24 protein-coding genes and 6 tRNA genes are annotated in these 26,330 nt (G+C 64.9%); 4 read left to right on the plus strand and 26 right to left on the minus strand.

Annotated elements, in window-relative coordinates:
- The 9 genes from leuC to fdxA form a co-directional block, all read right to left on the minus strand.
- The gene (gene leuC / locus IAI53_RS09595) at window positions 1-1,407 is read right to left on the minus strand and encodes a 3-isopropylmalate dehydratase large subunit (protein ID WP_187717868.1); all 1,407 of its coding nucleotides are present in this window, start codon (window positions 1,405-1,407) and stop codon (window positions 1-3) included.
- A 79-nt stretch (window positions 1,408-1,486) separates the two neighbouring features.
- Window positions 1,487-2,308 carry a M48 family metallopeptidase gene (locus IAI53_RS09600; protein ID WP_187717869.1) on the minus strand — a complete coding sequence of 274 codons (822 nt, stop codon included), beginning with the start codon at window positions 2,306-2,308 and terminating at the stop codon, window positions 1,487-1,489.
- Between the two features lie 11 nt (window positions 2,309-2,319).
- Window positions 2,320-3,477, minus strand: coding sequence for an MFS transporter (locus IAI53_RS09605; protein ID WP_187717870.1), 1,158 nt, complete (start codon window positions 3,475-3,477; stop codon window positions 2,320-2,322).
- A gap of 21 nt (window positions 3,478-3,498) precedes the next feature.
- A complete protein-coding gene (aroC, locus tag IAI53_RS09610) occupies window positions 3,499-4,629 on the minus strand; it encodes a chorismate synthase (RefSeq protein WP_187717871.1) in 1,131 nt (376 codons plus the stop codon).
- 82 nt (window positions 4,630-4,711) lie between these two features.
- Window positions 4,712-5,026 carry an acetolactate synthase small subunit gene (ilvN, locus tag IAI53_RS09615; protein WP_187717872.1) on the minus strand — a complete coding sequence of 105 codons (315 nt, stop codon included), beginning with the start codon at window positions 5,024-5,026 and terminating at the stop codon, window positions 4,712-4,714.
- Between the two features lie 2 nt (window positions 5,027-5,028).
- A complete protein-coding gene (gene ilvB, locus IAI53_RS09620) occupies window positions 5,029-6,696 on the minus strand; it encodes an acetolactate synthase large subunit (protein ID WP_187717873.1) in 1,668 nt (555 codons plus the stop codon).
- 276 nt (window positions 6,697-6,972) lie between these two features.
- The gene (gene fadD / locus IAI53_RS09625; protein ID WP_187717874.1) at window positions 6,973-8,649 is read right to left on the minus strand and encodes a long-chain-fatty-acid--CoA ligase FadD; all 1,677 of its coding nucleotides are present in this window, start codon (window positions 8,647-8,649) and stop codon (window positions 6,973-6,975) included.
- Window positions 8,650-8,855: 206 nt separating this feature from the next.
- Window positions 8,856-9,308, minus strand: coding sequence for a CBS domain-containing protein (locus tag IAI53_RS09630; protein ID WP_187717875.1), 453 nt, complete (start codon window positions 9,306-9,308; stop codon window positions 8,856-8,858).
- A gap of 95 nt (window positions 9,309-9,403) precedes the next feature.
- Window positions 9,404-9,727 (minus strand): ferredoxin FdxA, encoded by a 324-nt coding sequence (gene fdxA, locus IAI53_RS09635; protein ID WP_187717876.1) that lies wholly within the window; start codon window positions 9,725-9,727, stop codon window positions 9,404-9,406.
- Window positions 9,728-9,991: 264 nt separating this feature from the next.
- Here fdxA and trxA point away from each other — a divergent pair, with 264 nt between their 5' ends.
- Window positions 9,992-10,318, plus strand: coding sequence for a thioredoxin TrxA (gene trxA, locus IAI53_RS09640; protein ID WP_136384020.1), 327 nt, complete (start codon window positions 9,992-9,994; stop codon window positions 10,316-10,318).
- Window positions 10,319-10,460: 142 nt separating this feature from the next.
- The gene (gene rho, locus IAI53_RS09645; RefSeq protein WP_187717877.1) at window positions 10,461-11,723 is read left to right on the plus strand and encodes a transcription termination factor Rho; all 1,263 of its coding nucleotides are present in this window, start codon (window positions 10,461-10,463) and stop codon (window positions 11,721-11,723) included.
- A gap of 71 nt (window positions 11,724-11,794) precedes the next feature.
- Here rho and IAI53_RS09650 read toward each other — a convergent pair whose 3' ends face one another.
- The 14 genes from IAI53_RS09650 to IAI53_RS09715 all read right to left on the minus strand — a co-directional run bounded on the left by IAI53_RS09650 (window position 11,795) and on the right by IAI53_RS09715 (window position 21,716).
- Complete coding sequence (locus tag IAI53_RS09650) at window positions 11,795-12,649, minus strand: 3-hydroxybutyryl-CoA dehydrogenase (protein WP_187717878.1); 855 nt, start codon at window positions 12,647-12,649, stop codon at window positions 11,795-11,797.
- Window positions 12,650-12,864: 215 nt separating this feature from the next.
- A tRNA-Asp gene (locus IAI53_RS09655) sits at window positions 12,865-12,941 on the minus strand.
- A gap of 64 nt (window positions 12,942-13,005) precedes the next feature.
- Window positions 13,006-13,081 (minus strand) — tRNA-Glu (locus IAI53_RS09660).
- A 3-nt stretch (window positions 13,082-13,084) separates the two neighbouring features.
- Window positions 13,085-13,160: transfer RNA gene (locus tag IAI53_RS09665), tRNA-Ala, on the minus strand.
- Window positions 13,161-13,265: 105 nt separating this feature from the next.
- Window positions 13,266-13,342: transfer RNA gene (locus IAI53_RS09670), tRNA-Asp, on the minus strand.
- A 64-nt stretch (window positions 13,343-13,406) separates the two neighbouring features.
- Window positions 13,407-13,482 (minus strand) — tRNA-Glu (locus tag IAI53_RS09675).
- A 12-nt stretch (window positions 13,483-13,494) separates the two neighbouring features.
- A tRNA-Ala gene (locus IAI53_RS09680) sits at window positions 13,495-13,570 on the minus strand.
- 111 nt (window positions 13,571-13,681) lie between these two features.
- Window positions 13,682-15,097 carry an FAD-binding oxidoreductase gene (locus tag IAI53_RS09685; RefSeq protein ID WP_187717879.1) on the minus strand — a complete coding sequence of 472 codons (1,416 nt, stop codon included), beginning with the start codon at window positions 15,095-15,097 and terminating at the stop codon, window positions 13,682-13,684.
- Window positions 15,094-16,020 carry a patatin-like phospholipase RssA gene (gene rssA, locus IAI53_RS09690; protein WP_187717880.1) on the minus strand — a complete coding sequence of 309 codons (927 nt, stop codon included), beginning with the start codon at window positions 16,018-16,020 and terminating at the stop codon, window positions 15,094-15,096. The genes IAI53_RS09685 and rssA overlap by 4 nt, the downstream gene beginning before the upstream one ends.
- Before the next feature lie 15 nt (window positions 16,021-16,035).
- Window positions 16,036-17,367 carry a 30S ribosomal protein S12 methylthiotransferase RimO gene (gene rimO, locus IAI53_RS09695; RefSeq protein WP_187717881.1) on the minus strand — a complete coding sequence of 444 codons (1,332 nt, stop codon included), beginning with the start codon at window positions 17,365-17,367 and terminating at the stop codon, window positions 16,036-16,038.
- Between the two features lie 69 nt (window positions 17,368-17,436).
- Window positions 17,437-18,039 (minus strand): polyhydroxyalkanoate synthesis repressor PhaR, encoded by a 603-nt coding sequence (gene phaR / locus IAI53_RS09700; RefSeq protein WP_187717882.1) that lies wholly within the window; start codon window positions 18,037-18,039, stop codon window positions 17,437-17,439.
- Between the two features lie 129 nt (window positions 18,040-18,168).
- Window positions 18,169-18,909 (minus strand): beta-ketoacyl-ACP reductase, encoded by a 741-nt coding sequence (locus IAI53_RS09705; protein WP_187717883.1) that lies wholly within the window; start codon window positions 18,907-18,909, stop codon window positions 18,169-18,171.
- Window positions 18,910-19,117: 208 nt separating this feature from the next.
- Window positions 19,118-19,858 (minus strand): beta-ketoacyl-ACP reductase, encoded by a 741-nt coding sequence (locus IAI53_RS09710; protein ID WP_187717884.1) that lies wholly within the window; start codon window positions 19,856-19,858, stop codon window positions 19,118-19,120.
- Between the two features lie 115 nt (window positions 19,859-19,973).
- On the minus strand, window positions 19,974-21,716 hold the full coding sequence (locus tag IAI53_RS09715) for a PHA/PHB synthase family protein (protein ID WP_187717885.1): 1,743 nt from the start codon (window positions 21,714-21,716) through the stop codon (window positions 19,974-19,976).
- Between the two features lie 88 nt (window positions 21,717-21,804).
- Between IAI53_RS09715 and IAI53_RS09720 the strand changes: the two genes are divergently transcribed.
- Entirely contained in the window at window positions 21,805-22,026 is a 222-nt protein-coding gene (locus IAI53_RS09720; protein ID WP_187717886.1) for a hypothetical protein, read from the plus strand.
- 31 nt (window positions 22,027-22,057) lie between these two features.
- Here the strand turns inward: IAI53_RS09720 and pgeF are convergent, their stop codons facing one another.
- Window positions 22,058-22,801: a peptidoglycan editing factor PgeF gene (pgeF, locus tag IAI53_RS09725; RefSeq protein WP_187717887.1), complete on the minus strand. Its 744-nt coding sequence runs from the start codon at window positions 22,799-22,801 to the stop codon at window positions 22,058-22,060.
- Window positions 22,791-23,759 carry an RluA family pseudouridine synthase gene (locus IAI53_RS09730; RefSeq protein WP_432813918.1) on the minus strand — a complete coding sequence of 323 codons (969 nt, stop codon included), beginning with the start codon at window positions 23,757-23,759 and terminating at the stop codon, window positions 22,791-22,793. The genes pgeF and IAI53_RS09730 overlap by 11 nt, the downstream gene beginning before the upstream one ends.
- 13 nt (window positions 23,760-23,772) lie before the next feature.
- On the opposite strand from IAI53_RS09730, the gene IAI53_RS09735 reads away from it, so the two are divergent.
- On the plus strand, window positions 23,773-24,570 hold the full coding sequence (locus IAI53_RS09735) for an outer membrane protein assembly factor BamD (protein WP_187717888.1): 798 nt from the start codon (window positions 23,773-23,775) through the stop codon (window positions 24,568-24,570).
- Between the two features lie 49 nt (window positions 24,571-24,619).
- On the opposite strand, the gene IAI53_RS09740 is transcribed toward IAI53_RS09735, so the two are convergent.
- Window positions 24,620-26,065, minus strand: a complete 1,446-nt coding sequence (locus tag IAI53_RS09740) for a mannose-1-phosphate guanylyltransferase/mannose-6-phosphate isomerase (RefSeq protein ID WP_187717889.1) — start codon at window positions 26,063-26,065, stop codon at window positions 24,620-24,622.
- Window positions 26,066-26,330 lie beyond the last annotated feature (265 nt).

The raw sequence follows: 26,330 nt of genomic DNA on the forward strand, positions 1-26,330 counted from the left end.
TTACAGCGCGCGCACGTCGGCGAAATGACCGGTCACCGCGGCGGCGGCGGCCATCGCCGGGCTCACCAGGTGGGTGCGCCCGCCGGCGCCCTGGCGGCCTTCGAAGTTGCGGTTCGAGGTGGACGCGCAGCGCTCGCCCGGCTCCAGGCGGTCCGCGTTCATCGCCAGGCACATCGAACAGCCAGGTTCGCGCCACTCGAAGCCTGCCTCGATGAAGACCTTGTCCAAGCCCTCGGCCTCCGCCTGGCGCTTGACCAGGCCGGAACCCGGCACCACCAGCACGCGACGCACGTTGGCGGCCTTGCTGCGCCCCTTGGCCACCGCGGCCGCCTCGCGCAGGTCCTCGATGCGCGAATTGGTGCACGAACCGATGAAGACCTGGTCGACCTTGATCTCGCTCATCGGCGTGTTGGCTTCCAGGCCCATGTACTTGAGCGCACGCTCCATGCCTTCGCGCTTGACCGGATCGGCGACCTGCGCGGGGTCCGGCACGCGCCCGTCGATGGTGGTGACCATCTCGGGCGAGGTGCCCCAGGTGACCTGCGGCGCGATCTCGGCCGCGTCCAGCACCACCAGCTTGTCGAACTGCGCGCCTTCGTCGGACGTCAGCCTGCGCCAGTAGGCCACCGCGGCCTCCCATTGCACGCCCTTGGGCGCGAAGGGCTTGTCGCGCAGGTAGTCGATGGTGATGTCGTCCACCGCCACCATGCCCGCGCGCGCGCCGGCCTCGATGGCCATATTGCACACCGTCATGCGGCCTTCCATGGACAGCGAGCGGATCGCGCTGCCACCGAACTCGATGGCGTAGCCGGTGCCGCCGGCAGTGCCGATCTGGCCGATGATGGCCAGCACCACGTCCTTGGCGGTGACACCACGACCCAATTCGCCGTCGACCCGCACCAGCATGGTCTTGGACTTCTTCTGCAGCAGGCACTGGGTGGCCATCACGTGCTCGACCTCGGAGGTACCGATACCGTGCGCCAGACAGGCGAAGGCGCCATGCGTGGAGGTGTGCGAATCGCCGCACACCACGGTCATGCCCGGCAGGGTGGCGCCGTTCTCCGGTCCGATCACGTGCACGATGCCCTGGCGCTCGTCCTTGAAGGGGAAATAGGCCAGCGAGCCGACTTCGCGGATGTTGGCGTCCAGGGTCTCGACCTGCTGGCGCGAGACCGGGTCCTTGATGCCCTCTTCCCAGTGGTCGGTGGGGGTGTTGTGGTCGGCGGTGGCGACGATCGAGGAGATCCGCCACGGCTTGCGCCCGGCCAGCTTGAGACCTTCGAAGGCCTGCGGGCTGGTGACTTCATGCACGAGGTGACGATCGATGTAGATCAGCGCCGTGCCGTCGGCCTCCTGGTGAACGACGTGACTCGACCAGAGCTTTTCGTACAGCGTTTGGGGTGTCATCCGTTGTATTCCGCGCAAAAAGAAAAGGTTTCGATTATTTCACAGGGGCGTTTGGCTGAATAGCCGGCCCGCCGCGGCCCTACTGGCGCCCGCCGGCCTGCCGGTACAGGGGCATGACGCGCTGGGCGTAGTCGTTCAGATCGCGCTGGCGGCTGGCATGCGAGGGGTGGGTGGACAGCCATTCCGGCGGCGCACCGGCCGAGCGCGAGGCCATCTTGTCCCACAGCGTCACCGCCGCGCGCGGATCGAAGCCGGCCCGCGCGGCGAGCTCGATACCGATGCGATCGGCCTCGGTCTCGTGCAGGCGGGAGTTGGGCAGTTCGAAGGTGACCTTGGCGACCTGCCCCATCAGGCTCTGTCCGGATTCGCCGACGCCCAGCAGCGCGCCGGCCACCGACACGCCGATGCCGGTGGCCACCGACTTGGAGATGCGCTCGCGCGCGTGCTCGCGCAGCGCGTGGGCGATCTCGTGCCCCATCACGGCGGCGATCTCGTCGTCGGTGAGCTTGAGCTGGTCGACCAGGCCGGTGTAGATGGCGATCTTGCCCCCGGCCATGCACCAGGCGTTGAGCTCCTTGGAGCTCAGCACATTGACCTCCCACTGCCAGGCCGGGGCATCCTTGCGGAACACCCCGGTCTGGCCGATCAGCCGGTTGGCGATGCGGCGAACGCGCTGCACCGTGGCCGCATCGCGGTTAAGCGCGTTCTGCTTGCGCGCCTCGGCCAGGACCTGCTGGTATTGCTGCGCGGAGGCCTGTTCGACCTCCTGCGCGGAGACCATCATCATCTGTCCGCGGTCCACGCCGACCGTTCCGCCGCCGGTGGTCTGCACCGTCTGGCAGGCCACCGCCATGGTCGCAGCCAGCAGGGCCGGCAGGGCATTGCGCAACAAGGCTCGCATGAGCACTCTCCTCAATCGTGTACGGGCGTCGGCGGCGACTCACGCCGCCAGCCCTTCATCAGCCAGAACAGCCCGGCCAGCGCGAACGCCGACCCCAGGCTGTAGGTCCATGCCGGCCCGATCGTGTCCCAGGTCAGGCCGCTCGCCAAGCCGCCGGCCATGCCGCCGGCGCCGAAGGACAGGCTGCCGTAGAGCGCCTGTCCTCTCGATTGGAGTTTGCCGGGGAACCACTGGTTCACCGCGGCGATCGCCGCCGCGTGGTAGGCCCCGAAGGTCGCCCCATGCAGCAACTGGGCGAACAGCAGCACCGCAAGGCTGCCCACCCCCCAGCCGATCAGCAGGAAGCGTAGCACCGCCGCAACGAAGGAGAACAGCAGGATGGCGCGCAGCGAGTAGCGCTTCATCAGGCGCGGCATGAACAGGAAGACCACGATTTCGGCCAGCACGCCGAGGGTCCACATCCAGCCCACCAATGCCTTGCCGTAGCCGTTGTCGACCAGGTAGATCGAATAGAACACATAGAGCGCGCCATGCGCCGCCGACATGAAGAAGCAGGCCCCGAGCAGGGCGCGCACCTCCGGCCGTCCCAGGGTCTCGCGCAGGCTGACCTGCGTCCGCCCCGCCGGCGGGCGCACCGCATCCGGCACCAGGAAGGCGCACACCACGATGCCGGCCAGAACCGAGGCGGTCATCCACAGCATGGAATCGATCGGCAGGTAGTCCAGCGCATGGCCGATGCCCAGCACCGCGACGATGAAACCGACCGAGCCCCACACGCGAATGTTGCCGTAGCGATGCCCCTGGGCACCGAGGTGGGTGAAGGTCACGCTCTCGATCAGCGGTAGCGCGGCGCTCCAGAAGAAGGCCATCAGCGCCATGCCGACGAAGATGCCGGCAAACTCGGTGGTCAGGAAGAACAGCGCGAAGCCGGCCAGGCTTGCCACCGCCGAGACGCGCACGATCAACACCGGCACGCCGAGGCGCTCGGCCAGCCAGCCCCACAGGTTGGGTGCGAGGATGCGCATCACCTGCATCAGCGACATCAGGATGGCAATGTCGGTGGCGGTAAAGCGCAGCGACTGCAGGTAAAGGGTGAAGTACGGCGAGAACGCGCCGACGAAGCCGAAATAGAAGAAGTAATAGGCCGACAGGCGCCAGTACGGCAGCATCCGGCGAACGCCCGCGCCGCGTCAGGCGCGCGGGCTGGGAACCGCCTGCACGCCGTCCGGCGCCAGCCCGGCAATCTTTGGCGTGGCGGTGCTCACGTCGCCGCATTGCGCGCGGTGGCGCAGCGCGTGGTCGATCAGCACCAGCGCCAGCATGGCCTCGGCGATCGGCGTGGCGCGGATGCCGACGCAGGGGTCGTGGCGGCCGTGGGTGGCAACGACCGCAGGATCGCCCTGCTTGTCGATCGAGCGACGCTCGATGCGGATGCTGGAGGTCGGCTTGATCGCCATGCTGACCAGGATGTCCTGCCCGGTGGAAATACCGCCCAGCACGCCACCGGCGTTGTTGGACAGAAAGCCTTCCGGGGTCAGTTCGTCGCCGTGCTCGGAGCCGCGCTGCGCGACACTGGCGAAGCCGGCGCCGATCTCAACGCCCTTGACCGCGTTGATGCCCATCATCGCGTGTGCGATGTCGGCGTCCAGGCGGTCGTACACCGGCTCGCCCCAACCCACCGGCACGCCGGTGGCGATCACGTTGATGCGCGCACCGATCGAGTCGCCCGACTTGCGCAAGTCGTCCATGTAGCTTTCCAGTTGCGGGACGATCGCCGCATTGGGGGCGAAGAACGGGTTGTCCATCTCCTCCCAGGCCACGAAGGGAATCTCGATCGGCCCGAGCTGCGCCATCCAGCCGCGGATCACGATGCCGTAGCGCTCCTGCAGCCACTTGCGCGCGATGGCTCCAGCCGCCACCCGCACCGCGGTCTCGCGCGCCGACGAGCGCCCGCCGCCGCGGTAATCGCGGATGCCGTACTTCTGCCAGTAAGGGTAGTCCGCGTGCCCCGGGCGGAAGGTCTCGGAGATGTTGCCGTAGTCCTTGGAGCGCTGGTCCTGGTTGCGGATCAGCAGCGCGATCGGGGTGCCGGTGGTCACACCCTCGAACACCCCGGAGAGGATCTCCACCTCGTCCGGTTCGCGGCGCTGGGTGACATGGCGGGAAGTGCCCGGCTTGCGCCGGTCGAGCTCGGCCTGGATGTCCGCAGCGCTCAGCGCGAGTCCCGGGGGGCAGCCGTCTACCACGCAGCCGATCGCGGGACCATGGGATTCGCCAAAGGAGGCGACCGTAAACAGCGTACCGAGGGTGTTGCCGGACATCGCGGACTCGTGCTCAAGAATGCGGGCGGAAGGCCGGGGAGTTTAGCACAGCGCCCTCCCCCGCCCTGCCGCGCCGCCGCGCTCAGTGGAAGAAGTCCTCCAGGCGTTCGAAGACCTCGTGCTCCGCACCATGACGGCGCACCGAGAGCACGTCCTGCAGCTTCTCCAGCTGGCGGATCATCTGCTCCAGTCGCTGGTCCTCGAACACCAGCAGCCAGATGCGGCTGCGCTTGCCGTCGGACACCGGCATGCACAGGATGCCTTCGACGTTGAACGCGCGGCGGGCGAAGAGATTGCAGATGTGGCTCATCACCCCCGGGTGGTTGTTGACGTCGATTTCCAGGATCACCTTGGCGAAGCCGGATTGCTGCAGCGGTTCTGCGACCTGTTCGATCATGGTCAGCCTCCGATCATTTCAGTATTGGCCGCGCCCGGCGGCACCATGGGATAAACAAACTGCTCGCGGTCGATGGACACGTGGATCAGGCAGGGCCCCGGCGTGGCGAGCGCCTGCGCAAGCGTGCCGCGCGGGTTGGCTGCGGTGTCGAGATCGACCGCCGGCACGCCGAAACCTTCGGCGATCTTCACGAAGTCCGGCGCGCCACGGTACTTGGAGGCGAACACGCGCTTGCCGTAGAACAGGTTCTGCTGCTGGTACACCAGGCCCAGCGAGTTGTTGTTCATCAGCACGATCTTCACGTTGAGCCATTCCTCGGCCAGCGTGGCGAGTTCCTGGATGTTCATCTTGAAGCTGCCGTCGCCGGAGAAGCACACCACGGTACGCTCGGGCGCCGCCAGTGCGGCGCCGATCGCGGCCGGCATGCCGAAACCCATGGTCCCCAACCCGCCGGAGGTCAGCCACTGGCGCGGGCGGCGGAAGGGGTAGGCCTGGGCCACCCACATCTGGTGCTGGCCGACATCGGTGGTGATCACCGCCTCGTCGCCCACCGCGGCGGCCACCGCACGCACCAGGCCGTAGTGGCTGCGCGGGTCGTCCTGCTCGGCCCACTCCACCGGGAAGCGGCTCTTGAGGCTCTCCACATGCGACAGCCAGCGCTTGCGCAACTGTGCCTTGACGCGCGGCAGCAGGGCCTCCAGCACCTGGGCGACGTCGCCATTGACCGCCACGTGCGCCTGCCGGATCTTGTGCAACTCGGAGCGATCGACGTCGATGTGCACGATCTTCGCCCTGGGACAGAACTGCGTCGCCTTGCCGATCGCGCGATCGTCGAAACGCGCGCCGACGCAGACCAGCAGGTCGGCCTCTTCCAGGACGAAGTTGGTGTAGCGCGCAGCGTGCATCCCGAGCATGCCGATCGACAGCGGATGATCCATGGGCATGGCGCCCAGCGCCATCAGCGTCATCGTGGTCGGCAAGCCGGCCTGCTCGGCCAGGGACACCGCCTGGCGGGCAGCGCCGGAATGGATGACCCCGCCGCCGAGATAGAGGACGGGCTGCTCGGCCTCGTTGATCATCCGGGCGGCCTCCTCGACCGCCGCCATGTCGAGCGCAGGCAGCGCCTCGGGCGCAGCCACCGGGGGGAAGTCGTCGAACTCGATGCGGGCGTTCTGCACATCCTTGGGCACGTCGACCAGCACCGGACCGGGCCGGCCGGACATGGCGACGCGGAAAGCCTCCGGAATGACTTCGAGCAGTTCCTCGACCGAGCGCACCAGGAAATTATGCTTGGTGATCGGCACGGTCATCCCGTAGATGTCCACCTCCTGGAAGGCATCGGTGCCGATCATCGACAAGGGCACTTGGCCGGTGATCGCCACCATCGGAATCGAATCCAGGCGCGCATCGGCAATCGCCGTGACCAGGTTCGTGGCGCCGGGGCCGCTGGAGGCAAAGCACACCTCCGGCACGCCGGACACGCGCGCCATGCCTTGCGCCATGAAACCGGCGCCCTGCTCGTGGCGCGCCAGCACGTGGCGGATCACGGTGCTGCCCGAGAGGGCATCGTACAGCGGCAGGATGGCGCCGCCGGGAATGCCGGCGATGGTACGCACGCCCTGGCGTTCGAGCAGGCGCACGATCAACTCGGCGCCGGTCATCTGCTTCATTTCGGATCTCCTGGAATGGTTCGCGACGTCAGGACCGGCGGCACAAAAACGAAAACCCCCGCCGGCTTGCGCGCCGGCGGGGGTTTGGATTCGGTGACCTGCTTGTTGTCCTGACCCGCTACGACGCGCGACTGCCTACGCCTACTACTACGCGTACGGACAGGACTACGGCGAGGGAGCGGTTGCAGCGGGACATTGAACGGCTTCTACGGTCAGTGGCCATGATGAAACCACGAATTGCGCTGCATGACAACACCCTTTCCACCCTTTGCAGGATCAACCGGCGTGCGCCGACTCGTCCCGCAGGGCCCTGCGCAGGATCTTGCCGACGTTGGTCTTGGGCAGTTCGTCCCTGAACTCCACGTGATGCGGCACCTTGTAGCCGGTGAGGTTCTCGCGGCAATGCGCCACGATCGCCTCTGCGGTGAGCGCCGGATACTTCTTCACGACGAAGACCTTCACCGCCTCGCCGCTGCGCTCGTCCGGCACGCCGACCGCCGCCACCTCCAGCACGCCGGGATGACTGGCCACCACGTCCTCGATCTCGTTCGGGTAAACATTGAAACCCGACACCAGGATCATGTCCTTCTTGCGGTCTACCAGGCGTATGAAGCCCTGCTCGTCCATCACCGCGATGTCGCCGGTACGGAAGAAACCGTCGGCGGTGAACGCCCGCGCGCTGTCCTCCGGCCGGTTCCAGTAGCCCTTCATCACCTGCGGGCCGCGAACGCACAGCTCGCCACGCTGCCCCACCGCCACCTCGTTGCCGTCGTCGTCGCGGATACTCACTTCGGTCGATGAAACCGGCAGGCCGATGGAATGGTTGAACTCGGCCAGGTCGAGCGGATTGATGGTCACCGCGGGCGAGGTCTCGGTCAGGCCATAGGCTTCGTACAGCACCTTCCCGGTCACCTTCTTCCACTTGTCGGCCACCGCCTGCTGCACCGCCATGCCACCGCCGAGCGCGATCTTGAAACGGGAGAAATCGAGCTTGGCGAAGTCCGCGTTGTTGAGCAGGGCATTGAACAGTGTGTTGACGCCGGTGATCACCGTAAAGGGATGCTTGGCGAGCTCCTTCACGAAGCCGGGGATATCGCGCGGATTGGTGATCAGCACGTTGGTGGCGCCGATCTTGAAGAAGGTCAGGCAGTTCGCGGTAAGCGAAAAGATGTGATAGAGCGGCAAGGCGGTGATGATCACCTCTTCGCCCTCCTTCACATAGGGGCCGATCCAGGCGTGGGCCTGCTGCAGGTTGCCGACGATGTTCCCGTGTGTCAGCACCGCACCCTTGGCCGTACCGGTCGTGCCGCCGGTGTACTGCAGGAAGGCGATGTCGTCGTGGCCGATCTCGGCACGCTTCATCGAATGTCGCGCACCGAGTTCGAGCGCGGCGGAGAAGCGCACATGGCCCTGGATGTGCCAGGCAGGCACCATCTTCTTGATCCGCCGCACCACGAAATTGACGATGGCGCTCTTCGGAAACCCGAGCATCTCCCCCAGACTGGTGACGATGACGTGCCGCACCGGCACCTTGGGCAGAACGTGCTCCAGCGTATGGGCGAAATTCTCCAGGATGACGATCGCGTCGGCACCGGAGTCCTTGAGCTGATGCTCCAGCTCACGGGCGGTATACAAGGGATTGACGTTGACCACCGTATAACCGCCGCGCAGGGAGCCGAACATGGCAACCGGATACTGCAGCAGGTTGGGCATCATCAGGGCCACGCGCGCGCCGCGCGGCAGCTTCAGTTCGCCCTGAAGGTAGGCGGCAAACCGCGCCGACAGACGATCCAGTTCCTCGTAGGTGATCGACTTGCCCATGTTGATGTACGCAGTACGGTTGCCGTACTTGCGCACACTCTGCTCGAACAGGTCGGCCAGCGACGCGAACTGGTGATGATCGATCTCGGCGGGTACGCCAGGGGGGTAGCTCTTAAGCCAGATCTTGTCCAAGTTGTCTCCTCCTGATGTTGGAAAATGCGCATTCCACATGCAACTACGTGGTTACTGCACCGCCCTCCCGAGGCGTAACGGGCGCCACCGAGGGCACCACGTCTTCCAACCGACTACTGTCCGTAAGAGGCCCGGACTTTTCTATTTGTTCTCACAGCTACGATGCGCGCCCCCCTGCGGCACCCATCGCCCGTGTAGTTCTCCGCTCAGCCTTGCTCGCCGCTCTCGGCGGGCCAGTTGCGGATGTAGTTCTTCAGCATGCGGTTCTCGAAGCTTTGTTCCTCGAGCACCGCCTTGGCCACGTCATGGAAGGACACCACACCCAGCAGGGTGTTGCCATCCATCACCGGCAGGTAGCGCTGGTGGCGATCCACCATCAAGCGCCGCAGTTCGTCCATTTCCATGTTCGGCGAGGCGGAGAGTGGATCACGCAGCATCGCCTGCTCGATCGCCATCTCCTGCCACTTCGCACCGCCTGCATGCACCGCGCCGAGCACTTCGCGGAAGGTGAGCATGCCCGCCATGCGCCCCTGGTCGAATACCACGAGCGAGCCCACGTCCTGTTCGGTCATGATGGCGACAGCCTCCGCCAGGCTCCGGTTCGGTGCGATCGTATAAAGCACCTTGCCCTTGATGGCGAGAATTTCGCTGACGAGCATACCCATTAACTTCTAGCTCCGGTAGTGACGGTGTCGTGCGCCATGTTAGTGCATTGCCGACGGGACGGAAAGTATGCGCCCCACCCGCGCGACCGCTAGCGTTTCAATTGATCGAGCTTGTCCTTGACTTGCGCCCACTCATCCGCATCGGGCAAAGGATCCTTGCGCTCGACGATCGCCCGCCATTTCTTGGACAACTCGGCATTGAGCTCGATGAAATGCTCCTGCCCGGCCGGCACGTCGTCCTCGGCATAGATCGCCTCGACCGGACACTCGGCCACACACAGCGTACAGTCGATGCATTCATCGGGATCGATCACCAGGAAGTTCTCGCCTTCCCGGAAACAATCCACCGGACACACGTCCACGCAATCCGTATATTTGCAGCGAATACAGGATTCGGTTACGACATAGGTCATTTTTTCTCTCTCCGTCAGTCCGGCCCCGTGGAAACGATGCCCATGGGACGGCGCTCCACTATAGTTCAGCGCGACGCATTTTTGCCACGCTCAGGCCCACGCCGGCTTCGCCGTTCCCCATATTTTCTTGACGCCGGCCCCGGGTTCGCATAAGTTTCGCAAAACTTCCCGCGAGGCCACACTCCTGGCCCTGCCCCATCGGGCCGCCTCAGGCCCCGATTCCCCCGATCCGTTCCAGAACAGCCATCCCTGATGTGAGGAATCATGAGCGAGCATATCCATTACGTGACCGACGGCAATTTCGAGTCCGAGGTGCTGCAGTCGCAAACGCCGGTCCTGGTGGACTACTGGGCCGAATGGTGCGGTCCGTGCAAGATGATCGCCCCCATCCTTGACGACGTCGCCAAAGAGTATGCCGGCAAGCTCAAGGTCGCCAAGCTGAACATCGACGAGAACCAGGACACCCCCGCCAAATTCGGCATCCGCGGAATCCCGACCCTGATGCTGTTCAAGGGCGGCAACGTGGAAGCCACCAAGGTTGGCGCTCTTTCCAAATCGCAACTGACGGCCTTCATTGACAGCAATCTCTGACCCCACCGCGCCGGAGATCGCTCCGGCCGCATCCCGCGGCGCCGCCCGGCCTCCCCGCCGCAGCAGCCGGCGCCGCGAAGAAACCGCCTCTCCGGCGACCGAGCCAGATTCCTCCACCGAAGCACCATCCATACCCGCCGCCATGCATCTATCGGAGCTAAAGGCCCTCCACGTCAGCGAACTGCTGGAGATGGCCGTCGCCAATGAAATCGACGGCGCCAACCGACTGCGCAAGCAGGAGTTGGTATTCGCCCTGTTGAAGAACCGGGCCAAGAAGGGCGAACCGATCTACGGCGATGGCGCGCTAGAAGTGCTGCCGGACGGCTTCGGCTTCCTGCGCTCGCCCGAGGCCTCCTACCTGGCGGGCACGGACGACATCTACGTTTCGCCCTCGCAGATCCGCCGCTTCAACCTGCACACCGGCGACACCATCGAGGGAGAGATCCGCACCCCGAAGGACGGCGAACGCTACTTCGCGCTGGTCAAGCTGGACAAGATCAACGGCCGCCCGCCGGAAGAGTGCAAGCACAAGATCCTCTTCGAGAACCTCACGCCGCTGCACCCGCAGGAGTGCCTGAAGCTCGAGCGCGACATGCGCGGCGAGGAGAACACCACCAGCCGCATCATCGACATGATCGCGCCGATCGGCAAAGGCCAGCGCGGCCTGCTGGTGGCCCCGCCGAAGAGCGGCAAGACAGTGATGCTGCAGCACATCGCGCACGCGATCACCGCCAATCATCCGGACGTCACGCTGATCGTGCTGCTGATCGACGAGCGCCCGGAGGAAGTCACCGAGATGCAGCGCTCGGTCAAGGGCGAGGTCGTGGCCTCGACCTTCGACGAACCGGCCACCCGCCACGTGCAGGTCGCCGAGATGGTGATCGAGAAGGCCAAACGCCTGGTCGAGCACAAGCGCGACGTGGTCATCCTGCTCGACTCGCTGACCCGCCTGGCACGCGCCTACAACACCGTACAGCCGGCCTCGGGCAAGGTGCTCACCGGCGGCGTGGATGCCAACGCCCTGCAGAAGCCCAAGCGCTTCTTCGGCGCCGCGCGCAACATCGAAGAAGGCGGCTCGCTGACCATCATCGCCACCACGCTGATCGACACCGGCAGCCGCATGGACGACGTGATCTACGAGGAATTCAAGGGCACCGGCAACATGGAGCTGCACCTTGATCGTCGCATGGCCGAGAAGCGCGTCTATCCGGCCATCAACGTCAACCGCTCCGGCACACGTCGCGAAGAGCTGCTGCTGAAGGCCGACGTGCTGCAGAAGGTGTGGATCCTGAGGAAGCTCCTGTACGGCATGGACGACATCGACGCGATGGAATTCCTGCTCGACAAGGTCAAGGCCACCAAGAGCAACGCGGAGTTCTTCGACGCGATGCGCTCCGGCCGCTGAAGCCCCTTCCGGGCTTCAATAAGAAAGCCACCCTAGGGTGGCTTTCTTGCTTTCAGGGCTGCGTGCCGCACTTACTTCGCGTAGTCGAAGAAGCCCTTGCCGGTCTTGCGGCCCAGATAGCCGGCTTCAACCATCTCCACCAGCAGCGGTGCCGGACGGTACTTCGGGTCCTTGAAGCCCTCGAACAGCACCTGCATCACCGCGAGCTCCACATCCAGACCGATCATGTCGCACAGCGCCAGCGGACCGATCGGGTGGTTGCAGCCCAGCTTCATCGCCTCGTCGATCTCGGCAGCACTCGCCAGGCCCTCGCCAAGCGCGAAGATCGCCTCGTTGATCATCGGGCAGAGCATGCGGTTGACCACGAAACCCGGGCTGTTGCGGACCTGCACAGGCGTCTTGCCGACCGCCTTCGACACCGTCTCGACCGCGGCATAGGTTTCGTCGGAGGTCTGCAGGCCACGGATCAGTTCGACCAGCGCCATCATCGGCACGGGGTTGAAGAAGTGCATGCCGATCACGCGGTCGGCCCGGCCGGTCGCCGCCGCCAGCTTGGTGATCGAGATCGACGAGGTGTTGCTGGCGATGATCGCCTCGGGTTTTGCCGCCGCGTCGAGTTGCGCAAAGATCTTCAGCTTGAGCTCGAGGTTCTCGGTGGCCGCCTCGATGACCAGGTCGCAATCGGCCACGGCCGCCAGGTCCGCGGAGGTGGAAACCCGCGCCAGCGCCGCATCCTTCTCGGCGGCAGTCATCTTCTCTTTCTTGATCAGGCGGTCGAGGCTCGCCCCGATGGTGGCCAGGCCGCGCTGCAGGGCGGCATCGGACACATCCGTCATCACCACCTCGAAGCCGGAGACTGCAAACGCCTGCGTGATGCCGTTACCCATGGTGCCGGCGCCGACCACGCCGATCTTCTTGATCGTCATCTTGAATCTCGCTCCCTTGTTCGATTGAAGAACGCCACGAACGGAGAGCACGTCTCCATACCGTTGCGTATGGAGACGAATGTAGCGCAATCGTCCGTCCGGCGCCAGTCCGCCAGCACAGTTCGGAAAGCTCACTCGGCTCAGGGGAAACACCTCTCGGCCAGCGTATGGACGAAAAAAAAAACGGGAGCCGATATCGGCTCCCGTTTCTTTGGTGGCGGAGTGGACGGGACTCGAACCCGCGACCCCCGGCGTGACAGGCCGGTATTCTAACCGACTGAACTACCACTCCGCGCTGACCTGCTCCGGCATCGCTGCCGGTTTGCTCACCTGCTTATCGCAGGTTCGCCATGTTCTGGCGTCCCCACGGGGATTCGAACCCCGGTTATCGCCGTGAAAGGGCGGTGTCCTAGGCCTCTAGACGATGGGGACCTGTGGTGGAGGTAAGCGGGATCGAACCGCTGACCTCTTGCATGCCATGCAAGCGCTCTCCCAGCTGAGCTATACCCCCAACAGAGTCGAAGATTATAGCAAGCGGTAAAGGCCACCGCAAGCTTTTTCCGAAACGTTTTTTGCTCCGGAACCACGAATCATGCGGACTTCGTGGGTACTACTGTGGCGGAGTGGACGGGACTCGAACCCGCGACCCCCGGCGTGACAGGCCGGTATTCTAACCGACTGAACTACCACTCCGCGCTGACCTGCTCCGGCATCGCTGCCGGTTTGCTCACCTGCTCATCGCAGGTTCGCCATGTTCTGGCGTCCCCACGGGGATTCGAACCCCGGTTATCGCCGTGAAAGGGCGGTGTCCTAGGCCTCTAGACGATGGGGACCTGACTTTCGGTTGGTGGAGGTAAGCGGGATCGAACCGCTGACCTCTTGCATGCCATGCAAGCGCTCTCCCAGCTGAGCTATACCCCCGACCGCGAAAGAGCGCGCATTATATGAACACCCCTCGGGGCTGTAAAGCGTCTTTTCGTACTTTTTTCGTCGAACCGCAGAATTCCGGCAGACAGCCTGTTCGCGGTGCTTTCAGAGAATCTTGCCCGGGTTCATCAAACCCCGCGGATCGACCGCGGCCTTGATGCTGCGCATCAGGTCGAGTTCCACCCCGGACTTGTAGCGTTGCAGTTCTCCGCGCTTCAACTGACCGATGCCATGCTCGGCCGAGATCGAACCTCCTGCCGCATCGACCAGGTCGTGCACGATGCGATTGACCTCGCTCGTGCGGGCGATGAACGCATCGTTGTCCTCTGCGGCCGGACGCGACAGGTTGTAGTGAAGGTTACCGTCGCCCAGGTGCCCGAAGGCAACGATCCGCACGCCGGGCCAGGCTGCCCGCAGCGCCCTGCCTGCTTCGGCGAGGAAGCCTGGAATGCGGCTGACGGGCACCGAAATGTCGTGCTTGATGCTGAAGCCCTCGATCTTCTGCGCCTCGGAAATGTTCTCGCGCAGCGCCCAGAGTTCCGCTCGCTGCGCGAGGCTGCCCGCGAGCGTGGCGTCGAGCAGCAGACCCGACTCCAGCGCCGATTCGAGGAAGGAGGTGAGCAGGCTGTCGAGTCCCGCATCGGCATGCGGATCGCTCAACTCCACCAGCACCGACCATTCCGGCGCCGCCGGGAGCGGCAGGCGCGCATTCGGAATGTGCTGCAGGACGAGTTCCAGCGCACTCCTGCCCACCAGCTCGAAGGCGCTGAGGCGCTCTCCTGCGCAGGCGCGCAGGCGTCCGAGCAGTTCGACGGCGGCCTGCGGGTCGCGCACGGCCAGCCAGGCCACGCTGCGGCTGCGCGGCTGCGGATAGAGCTTGAGGACCGCCGCGGTGATGATGCCAAGGGTCCCTTCCGCGCCGATGAACAGCTGCTTGAGATCGTAGCCGGTATTGTCCTTGCGCAAGCCGCGCAGACCGTCCCAGACGCGTCCATCGGGCAGGACCACCTCCAGCCCCAGGGTGAGTTCGCGCATGTTGCCGTAGCGCAGCACATGCACGCCACCTGCGTTGGTGGACAGGTTGCCGCCGATCTCGCAGCTGCCTTCGGCCGCCAGCGACAAGGGGAACAGGCGGCCGATGCCTTCCGCCGCCTGCTGCACGGCCGCGAGCGTGCATCCGGCTTCGGCAACGAGCGTGTTGTTGTCGGCATCCGTGGCGCGGATGCGGTTCAGCCTCGACAGGCTGACAAGAATCGACCGCCCGTCCGCCAGCGGCGTGGCGCCACCGCAGAGGCCGGTATTGCCGCCCTGCGGCACGATGGGCACGCCGGCCGCCGCGCAGGCCTGCACCACCGCCGATACTTCCTCGACGCTCCCCGGACGGACAACGGCGAGCGCCGAGCCGCGGTAACGTCCCCGCCAGTCGGTGAGGTAAGCTTGGGTCTCCGACTCCGCCGTCAGCACGCGCTCGCTCCCCAGCAGGTGCGTCAGCCGTGCGAGCAGTGCCTGCGGATCGCTCATGCGTCCAGGCCCAGCATGTGGCGCAGCGCCGGACGGGCGCGTTCGACCGCCGCCCTGCCCTCGGCAATGGCCTCGGCGGCATGATCGAAATCCATGATGCTCAGTTGCGCGACCCTGGGCGTGATCAGTACGTCCGCCGGTTCGCCGGCCAGGCGGCTGCGGGCGATACGCATCTGCATGATGTTGATGCTCGAGGTCAGGATGGTCGCCAGCGACGGCAGGTTGAGCTCTTCGCCTTCCTCGCTGCCGTTGCCGTTACCCAGCCCCACCATCGACAGCAGACGCTGGCTCCAGGTGTCCGGCGACAGATCGTGCGGAGACTTGCGCCGCCGGGTGCGGCCGACGAGATCCGTGCCCACATCGACCGCGATGACGATGTCGGCCCCCATCGCGCGGCACAGCGACACCGGCACCGGATTGACCAGGCCGCCGTCGACCAGCACCCGCCCGTCCCGCAGGACGGGGGAGATCAGCCCGGGCAGCGCGATCGAGGCACGCACCGCATCGGCGACCTTGCCCTGTCGCAGCCAGACCTCGCGCCCGGACTCGAGCTCGGTGGCCACGCAGGCAAACGGCATGGAGAGGCGCTGGAAGTCGCTGGCGATGAAATGGCGGGCACAGTACTGGATGACCTTGTCACCCCGGATCAAGCCGCCCTTGAGGCCGATGTCGAGCATCGACACCACGCCCTGCCAGTCGAGCGACTCAGTCCACTTGGTGAGTTCGGCCAGTTTCCCGGACGCGTAGGCCGCGCCCACCAGGGCGCCGATCGAGCACCCGGAGATCACATCGGGCCGTACGCCCTCGCTTTCCAGCGCAGCCAGCACGCCGAGATGCGCCCACCCCCGAGCGGCCCCGCCACCCAGCGCCACGCCGACCACCGGGCCGGATCCGTTGCGCGGGGCGAAGGCGAGGTCGAGCATCGGCGCCCCCTCCGGTCAGTCCAGCCGTTCGGCGTAGAGGTCGTGGACGTCGCAGTCGGTAATGCGCACGCGGACGAAGTCGCCCGGCTCGAGCCCCTCGCCGTCCGGGATGATCACCAGGCCATCGATCTCCGGCGCATCGCCCGGCGAACGGGCCAATGCGCCGTCCTCATCGACATCGTCGACCAGCACGGTCATCTCACGGCCGATCCTGGCTTCGAGACGCTGCGTGGAGATGTCCTCCTGGAAAGACATCAGGCGCATGCGGCGCTCCTCGCGGACATCCTCGGGCACCGGGTCGGCCAGCTCGTTGGCCGCCGCGCCTTCGACAGGCGAGTACGCAAACGCGCCGACGCGATCCAGCTGGGCGTCGTCGAGGAACTGCAGCAGCTGCTCGAAATCCTCTTCGGTCTCGCCCGGGAAGCCGGTGATGAAGGTCGAGCGGATGGTCAGTTCGGGGCAGATGCTGCGCCACTTGCGGATGCGCTCGAGCACGTTCTCGGCGTTGGCCGGGCGCTTCATCGCCTTGAGGATGCGCGGGCTGGCGTGCTGGAAGGGTACGTCGAGGTAGGGCAGGATCTTGCCCTCGGCCATCAGGGGAATCAGCTCGTCCACGCTCGGGTACGGATAGACGTAGTGCATGCGGATCCAGATGCCCAGCTCGCCGAGCGCATTGGCGAGATCCAGCAGGCGGGTCTTCACCGGCTTGCCGCCCCAGAAGCCGGTGCGGTACTTCACGTCCACGCCGTAGGCGCTGGTGTCCTGGGAGATCACCAGGATCTCCTTGACGCCCGCGTCGGCCAGCGCCTCGGCCTCCCGCATGACTTCGTGGATCGGCCGGCTCACCAGGTCGCCGCGCATCGAGGGGATGATGCAGAAGGTGCAACGATGATTGCAGCCTTCGGAAATCTTCAGGTAAGCGTAGTGCGGCGGCGTCAGGCGGATGCCCTGGGCGGGCACCAGGTCGACGAAGGGGTCGTGCGGCTTGGGCAGGTGCCTGTGGACGGCCTGCATGACCTCCTCGGTGGCGTGCGGGCCGGTGACCGCGAGTACCTGCGGATGCGCTGCCAGCACCACGTCGTCCTTCGCGCCGAGACAGCCGGTGACGATGACCTTGCCGTTCTCGGCCAGCGCCTCGCCGATGGCGCCGAGCGACTCCTCGACCGCGGCATCGATGAACCCGCAGGTATTGACCACGACGAGGTCGGCCTCGTCGTAGCTGCCGGAGATCTCGTAGCCTTCGGCCCGCAAGCGGGTCAGGATGTGTTCGGAATCCGAAGTGGCCTTCGGACACCCGAGGGAGACGAACCCGACACGGGGCACGCCTTGGGAAATGTGCTGATTCATGCTGTCGGGAAAATCTCCGGGGGAGGCGCCGGTCACCGGTCGTGAGCCGACGCCGTCAGGCCGGCAGTCTCAGGACTTGCCGTGCCCCTTGCCGGCAAGCGAGGCTTCTTCGGCCTTGTCGTCCTGTCCGGTCTTGCTGTTATAGCCGGGAAACTGGAACCCGGTGAAGATGTTGCGCGTCTGGCTTTCGATCTGCTCCTGCATCTGCTGGAACATCTTCTTGCTCTGCTCGACATAGGCGCCCATCATGCTCTGCATGGCGGGACCCTGGAAGTTCAGGAACTGGGCCCACAGATCCTGGTTCATGGGACTGTTCTCGCCGTAGATCGAACGCGCCTGCTCCTGCAGCTTGGCCTGCATGTCGGTGAAGGCCTTGATGTTGTTCTCGAGGTACTTGCCGAGCATGCCCTGCATGGCGTTGCCGTAGAAGCGGATCATGTGCGCCAGCAGGTCGCTGGTGAACATCGGGGCGCCACCCGCCTCTTCTTCCAGGATGATCTGCAGCAGGATGCTGCGGGTAAGATCTTCGCCGGACTTCGCGTCGACCACCTGGAACTCCTCGCTACCGAGCACAAGCTCCTTCACGTCGGCGAGCGTGATGTAGGAACTGGTACGGGTGTCGTACAGACGGCGATTGGGATACTTCTTGATCAGACGCACTTGCTCGGCCATTTTCGGTCATCTCCTCGGCGGCGGTTTACCCGCACTCTCATGGTGCGAAAATTATACCGCGCTGCGCAATAAAAAACCCCGCCGTGAGACGGGGTTGTGCATCAGGACGCTGCTTGCGCCGATGCGGCATCAGCACATGTGCAGGCCACCGTTGATGTTGATGGTGGCGCCGGTCACGTAGCCGGCCAGTTCGGAGGACAGGTAGGAGCACAGCGCGCCGATCTCTTCCGGCTTGCCCAGACGCTTCATCGGAACGGTGTCGATGATGCCCTGACGGATATCCTCGCGGATCGCCATCACCATGTCGGTGCCGATGTAGCCCGGAGCGATGGCGTTGACGGTCACGCCCTTGGTCGCCAGTTCGGAGGCCAGCGCCTTGGTGAAACCCAGCACGCCAGCCTTGGCGGTCGAGTAGTTGGTCTGGCCGGCCTGGCCCTTGACGCCATTGACCGAGGAGATGTTGATGATGCGTCCCCAGCCGCGCTCAGCCATCTTCGGCGAGACATGGTGGGTGACGTTGAACAGGCTGTTGAGGTTGGTGTTGATCACCGCGTCCCACTGCGCCTTTTCCATCTTGGGGAAGAACTTGTCGCGCGTGATGCCGGCGTTGTTCACCAGCACGTCGATGGGGCCGACCTCGGATTCGATCTTCGACACCATCGCCTGGCAGGATTCGTAATCGGACACATCGCCTTCAGCGGCAACGAAATCGAAACCGGCTTCTTTCTGCTGGGCCAGCCACTCTTCCTTCTGCGGGAAGCCCGGCAGACAGTTGGCGACCACCTTCATGCCGTCCTTGGCCAGCGCCTGGCAGATTGCGGTACCCAGGCCACCCATGGCGCCGGTAACGAGTGCGACTTTCTGAGTCATTGTCGAGTCCTTTTGCTGCAGTTCGATTGAGGCTGAGACACCGTCGCACACGCCGGCGACGCCGCTCTTTCGTATGGCTGTGCGGCGCTGCGCAAGCCACCGCGCGAGCGATTATAAACAGTTTTGTGAGCGGATGTTGCGTCGCAAAAAAAGGGCGGCGCAGCCACTCCGGACTGCGCCGCCCTTGCTTCTTTCCGGGCAAAACCGCTCAGAACATGTGCTGACCGCCGTTGATCGAGATGTTCGCCCCGGTCACGAAAGCCGCCTCCTCGGAAGCCAGGTAGGCCACCAGACCGGCGATCTCCTCGGGCTTGCCCAGGCGGCCAACCGGAATCTGCGGCAGGATCTTCGAGTCGAGGATCTCCTGCGGGATCGCCATGACCATCTTGGTGCCGATGTAGCCCGGGGAGATGGTGTTGACCGTCACTCCGCTGCGCGCCACTTCGAGCGCCAGCGCCTTGGTGAACCCGTGCATCCCGGCCTTGGCCGCCGAATAGTTCGTCTGCCCGAAGGCGCCCTTCTGGCCATTGACCGACGAGACGTTGATGACCCGCCCCCAGCGCCGCTCGACCATGCCGTCCATCACCTGCTTGGTCATGTTGAACACGCTGTCGAGGTTGGTACTGACCACCGCATCCCAGTCGGCCTTGGTCATCTTCTTGAAGGTCATGTCGCGGGTGATGCCGGCGTTGTTGACCAGCACATCGACCGGCCCCACCTCGGCGGCCACCTGCTCGACACAAGCCTTGCAGGACTCGAAATCCGACACGTCGCAGGGGTAGCCCTTGAAGCCGTAGCCCATGTTGTTCATGGTCTGAAGCCACTCGGCGGCCTTGGCGTTGCCGGGCGAATGCGTGGTGACGACCCGATAGCCGAGCGCGGCCAGCTTGATGCAGATGGCCTCGCCCAGACCGCCCATACCGCCAGTTACAAGTGCAATTCTTGACATGTTATCTCCTCTCCCAACTGGTCTCTCCGGGGGGATTCACGACTCAGCACGACAGCGCCCCTCCCGTTCTCCGCTGCCGCTTACCGCATTCGCTCGTTCCGGCCGGGCAAAGTGCTCAGGCGCGCTCCTTGACGTAGCGCCCCGGCGCCGGCTCGATCGGCTTGTACTTCGCGTTGCCCATGCGCCCGCGCGCGGCGACCTGCTTGCCGCCGAAGGACTTCAGCCACTGCGCCCAGTGCAGCCACCAGCTACCCGGGTTCTCGACCGCGCCCTCGAACCATTCGTCCGGATCGCTGAGCTTCGCCTCGCTGGTCCAGTAGCTACGCCGGTTCTTGGTCGCCGGATTGATCGCACCGGCAATGTGGCCGCTCGCGCCGAGCACGAAAGTGGCATCACCGCCAAGCAACCCGCGCGACAGATAGGCGCTCTTCCACGGCACGATATGGTCTTCGCGTGCAGCCATGAGGTAGGCAGGCACATCGACCTTGCCCAGATCGACCTTGACGCCGAGCATCTTGAGCCGCCCCGGCACGCGCAGATTGTTCTCGAGGTACATGTTGCGCAGATACCAGGTCAGGAAGGGGCCGGGCAGATTGGTGCAGTCCGCGTTCCAGTAGAGGAGGTCGAAGGCCTGCGGCTTCTTGCCCTTGAGGTAGTTGCCCACCACGTACTGCCACACCAGATCGTTCGCCCGCAGGGCGGAGAACACGTTTGCCAGTTCCTGCCCGGGCAGCAGACCGCCCTTGCCTATGGCGGCTTCGCGCGCGGTGACGCTGGCCTCATCCACCAGGCAGCCGAGCTCTCCGGCATCGGCGAAATCCAGCAAGGTGGTCATCAGCGTGAGGCTGGACACCGGATCCTCGCCCCGCCCCTTGGCCACGGCCAGCGCCGAGGTCAGGATGGTCCCGCCGACACAGAAGCCGAGCACGTTCGGCTTCTTCACCTTGGTGACATCGCGCACCACCTCGAGTGCGGCCAGCGGCCCCTTGTCCAGGTAGTCGTCCCAGGTAGCGGACGACTCTTCGCGCTTGGGGTTCTTCCAGGAGACGAGGAACACCGTGAAGCCCTGCTCCACCGCGAAGCGCACGAGGGAATTCTCCGGCTGGAGATCCATGATGTAGAACTTGTTGATGCACGGCGGCACGATCAGCAAGGGCACCTGCGCAACCTTGTCGGTGAGCGGCGCGTACTGAATGAGCTGCATCAGCTCGTTCTCGTAGATCACCGAGCCCGGGGTGACCGCGAGATTGCGACCGACCTCGAAGGCCGCATCGTCCGTCATCGAGATGCGGCCCTTCTTCAGGTCGTCGAGCATGTTCTGGATGCCGCGCGAGATGCTCTCGCCCTTGCTTTCCAGGGCTGCCTTGATGAACTCCGGGTTGGTGGCGGCAAAGTTCGTCGGCGCCAGGGCGTCGATGTACTGACGCGTCAGGAACTGGATGCGCTGCTTGGCGCGGCCATCGGCAATGGGCATCTGTTCGGCGACTTCCTGCAGGAAGCCGGCGTTGAGCAGATAGGCCTGGCGAACATAGTCGAAGACCGGGCTTTCCGCCCACTCGGGCGCGCTGAAACGCCGATCTCCGGCCGGCGGCTGAACCACCGGCGGCACGGCCTCGCCGCTCTTGCGCGACAGCATCGACGACCACAGCTGGGCGTGTTTCTCGGCAAAACTGCGCTGCAGGACTTGAAGACGCTCCGCCTCGGGCATGGGCAGGCCGGCCGCCGCAGTGCCGGACGAGTCCTGCATCGCCGCATGTTGCTTGGCCAGCATGTCGAAAAACCCTTGTGCCATCACCTGACCGAACTGCGCCAGGCCTTGCATGGCTGCCGCGGGGATCTTTTCATCTGAATCTGACATCCGCCCCTCCTGAGGCATCGTTGCGGCAGGCCTGCAACCTGCCGTCGGCGCCCGCTCCCGCCCCGCTTGCCGGAGTAGAATCGGCGCCATGTACATCATCGCCATCGCATGGCTCTACGTCGCCATCCTCGCGTCCCTCTCCAGCACGTCGGCGGTGGGAGGCGTGCTGACCTTCCTGTTCTTCGGCCTCGGCCCACTGGCGCTCTACCTGTGGCTGTTCGGCACGCCCGCCCGCCGGCGCGCTGCAGCCAGGCGGCAGGCCGAAGAGGCGAGCCACAACGATAGAGCCGATTCCGACGTCAATCAATAGGCATTCTCGCCGCTTCGTGAGCCATTCCGCCTCAGGGTGCCAGCCAGATCAGCGAAGCCATCCGCCCGGTGACGCGATCCCGCCGATAGGAGTAGAAACGCTCCGCGTCCGCGTAGGTGCAGAACCCTCCACCGAACACCCGGACCACACCGGCCCGTGCCAGGCGCAGCCTTGCCAGGAGGTACAGATCGGCCAGCCACTTGCCCTGTTCCTTCCCGACCGCAAAGGCCGCCGCGGCGCCGGCATCCTCGCGCAGGAACGCGGTGCGCACCTCGTCGCCCACCTCGAAGGCCTCGGGCCCGATCGCCGGTCCCAGCCATGCATGGAGCCGTTCGGGCGAGACACCCATGGCGTCGACCGTACGCTCGAGTATGCCGGCGCACAGCCCGCGCCAGCCTGCATGCGCGGCGGCGACCACCGAGCCGGCATCGTCGCAGAACAATACCGGCAGGCAGTCCGCGGTCATGACGACGCAGACCGCGCCAGGCTGCCGGGTGCACGACGCATCCGCAGCAGGCGGAGCAGGTTCCCCAGAGCCGGTCTCGGGCATGACGACCTCCGTGCCATGCACCTGCTCCAGCCAGAAGGGCTCCCCGGGAAGGATGGCACGCAGGGAAGCGCGGTTCGCCGCCACGGCCCCGGGATCATCCCCGACATGGCTGGCCAGGTTGAATGAGTCGTACGCCCCGCCGCTCACTCCACCCTTGCGCGTAGTGACGATTGCCTTCACCCGGTCCGGAACGGGCCAGTCGGGGACGATGAAATCAGGACACATCCGGTTCCGCCTTGCGCAGCTCGCGGAGAAGGTTGGAGAAATCCTCCGGCAGCGCCGACTCCCAGTCCATGGCTTGCCGGCTCGACGGATGAATCAAGCCCAGGCGCCAGGCGTGAAGCGCCTGCCGCGGAAAGGTGTCGAGCAGTACGTTGCCACGCCGCCGGCTGCCGTAGGCCGCATCACCGACCAATGGGTAGCCCTTGTGGGCCATGTGCACGCGGATCTGATGGGTGCGGCCGGTCTCCAGTTCGCATTCCACCAGAGTGCAATCGGCGAATCGCTCGCGAACGATGTACCGGGTCGCGGCCTCCCGCCCACCCTCGATTACCGCCATCTTCGTGCGTTGGGTCGGATGACGGCCGATCGGCGCATCGATCCGCCCGCTTCCGTTCAACTGACCACGCACCAATGCGAGATACTGCCGGCTCACGGTTCTGGCCTGCAACTGACGGATCAGGTCGGTCTGGGCCACCAGGGTTTTCGCGACCACCAGCAGCCCCGAGGTATCCTTGTCGAGACGGTGAACGATGCCTGCGCGCGGCACCCCGACCAGTTGCGGAGCATGATGCAGCAAGGCGTTGAGCAGCGTTCCGCTCCAGTTGCCGCTACCGGGATGCACCACCAGACCGGCGGGCTTGTCCACCACGAGAATCACCTCGTCCTCATGGACGACCGAAAGCGGGATGTCCTCGGCTTCCGCCGCACCGACCTCAAGCTCCGGCGCTTCCTCGACCTGCAGCACCTCCCCGCCGCGCACCTTGTGCTTGGATTCGGACCGCGTGCCGTCAAGCCGTACGCGCCCCTCCTTCACCCAGGCCTGCAGTCGGCTGCGCGAGTGATCCGCGAACAGCGTCGCCAACACCTTGTCCAGCCGCAGGCCACCAAGTTCGGGCGGAATCATCCTGACGACGCACAAGGGCTCCTCGTCCTCTGGGCTATAATCGTCGCGTTCATTCAAGCGAGAGTTCTCGATGGCTAGGTTCACCCTGCGAAGTTTAGCGGTTATTGGCGCTCTGCTGCTCGGCGGTTGCGGCCTGCTACCCGAACAGATCGACGAAACGGCGGGCTGGAACGCCCAGAAACTTTACTCCGAAGCCAAGGCCTCGATGACCGAAGGCGGGTACGACCGCGCGATCCAGTTGTTCGAGAAACTCGAAGCGCGCTACCCCTACGGCCGCTTCGCCCAGCAGGCCCAGATCGAGATTGCCTACGCCTACTACAAGTCGTACGAACCAGCGCTGGCCCTCGCCGCCGCCGACCGCTTCATCCGGCTGCACCCGAACCACCCGCATGTCGACTACGCCTACTATTTGAAGGGTCTGGTCACCTTCAACGAGGACCTCGGCCTGCTTGCCGCCTTGGCGAACCAGGATCTGTCCGAGCGCGACCCGAAGGGCGCCCAGGAGTCCTTCGACACCTTCAAGGAGCTGGTCACACGTTTCCCGGAAAGCCGCTACGCGGACGACGCCCGCATGCGGATGCAGTACCTGGTGAATTCGCTCGCAGGACACGAAGTCCATGTCGCCCGCTACTATCATCGCCGTGGCGCCCATGTCGCCGCGATCAACCGCGCGCAGGCGGCCATCGCAAACTATCCTCAGGCCCCCGCAATCGAGGAAGCGCTGTTCCTGCTGATGCAGAGTTACGACGCCCTGGGCATGAGCGATCTGCGCAACGACGCGGAGCGCGTCATGCGCAAGAACTTTCCGGACAGCGTCTATTTCGCCGGCGGCCCCGCTGACACGCGTCCCTGGTGGCAGTTCTGGTAAGCAGCGTCGGCTGTACGAGACTGGCGGAGAGATCGATCGCCTCTCCCTGTCAGCCTCGACCGTAGTAGTCCGCCAGACGCACGATATCGTCTTCACCAAGATAGCTGCCGGATTGCACCTCGATGATCTCCAAGGGCAGTTTTCCTGGGTTTTCCAGGCGGTGCGAAACTCCAAGCGGTATGTAGGTCGACTGGTTCTCGGCCAACAGAAAGCTCTCGTCGCCGCGTGTGACGCGAGCGGTGCCACGCACCACGATCCAGTGTTCGGCGCGGTGATGATGCATCTGCAGGCTGAGCGTGCCACCTGGCTTCACCACGATTCTCTTGACCTGGAAGCGCTCCCCCGCATCGATCGAATCGTAGTACCCCCAGGGGCGATGCACCTTGCGGTGCGCGTCGGCCTGTGAGCGCCCTTCCCTCTTGAGACGTGCGACGATGTTCTTGACCGCCTGCGTGGCATCCTTGCGCGCCACCAGCACAGCGTCAGCAGTCTCGATCACTACGAGATCCTCAACGCCGATGCAAGCGACCAAGCGGTCAGAGGAGATCACCATGGTCGAACGCGTTTCCTCGACCACTACGTCGCCGCGCAACACGTTGTCATCGGCATCCTTCGCCGATATACCCCACAATGCGTCCCATGCGCCGACATCGCACCAACCGGCATCCATCGGTACCGCCATGATGCCGACCCCGCAGTCCGGACTTGCCGGCAACTTCTCCAATACCGCGTAATCGATCGAGTCGGAAGGGCAGGCAGAAAAAGCCTCCGCGCCCACACGTACGAAGTCCACATCCCTTATCGACTGCTGAACCGCGTCTTCGCATGCACGAAGGATCTCCGGCGAGAACTGCCCGATGGCCCGCCGCCAGACGGATGCCCTGAGCAGAAAGATGCCGCTATTCCACAAGTAACGTCCATCTGCAAGATAATGCTCCGCGGTTCGCGCATCTGGCTTTTCGACGAACGCCTCGACCGGCCGGGGAGCTGAATCCACCGCCCTGTCGACACGCATATAGCCGTAACCCGTTTCCGGGCGCGATGGCCGCACGCCAAAGGTAACGATGTCGCCCGCGAGCGCAGCCGGAACACCAGCCGAGACAGCCTGTGCAAAGGCACCGCCGTCAGCAATGACATGGTCGGCCGGCATTACCAGGAGCAAGCCGTCATCCTGCCTGCCAAGCACGAGCAGCGCGGCCAGCGTCAGCGCCGGCGCGGTATTCCGGCCAACGGGTTCAAGAAGGATGTCACCAGTCGGGTAGCCGCACTCGAGCAGCTGCTCTGCCGTCAAGAAGCGGTAATCTTCATTGCAGACAACGAGAGGCGTCGGGGAAACATCCAGCTGATCGGCGAGCTCGCGCAAGCGCATGGCCGTCGCCTGCAGCATCGAAGCCCCCTCCACCACCTCCAGAAGCTGCTTCGGGTGGCGCTCTCTGGAGAATGGCCAGAGCCGCGTCCCGGAACCGCCGCTCAGAATCACCGGCAATACCTGCATGGAGTCCCTCCCGACAAGACACTGTTGCCAGGCAAGGATAGCACCGGCCCCTTTGACGGGTTGCGGCATATGGCGCAGGCGCCGCGAAGCACGCGCCCGTCCTCCCGGATCACGAAGGTGATCAATTAGACTCTGTAGACGGCCAAACGCCGCTGGATCGTTGTGATCGAGCGGCGTTTGTTTGTGGGTTAGTCTGACGATGACCTACTTTCGCGAGGGTATCCTCACTATCATCGGCGCGTTCTCGTTTCACGGTCCTGTTCGG

This window comes from Thauera sedimentorum (assembly GCF_014489115.1).
Classification (GTDB): domain Bacteria; phylum Pseudomonadota; class Gammaproteobacteria; order Burkholderiales; family Rhodocyclaceae; genus Pseudothauera; species Pseudothauera sedimentorum.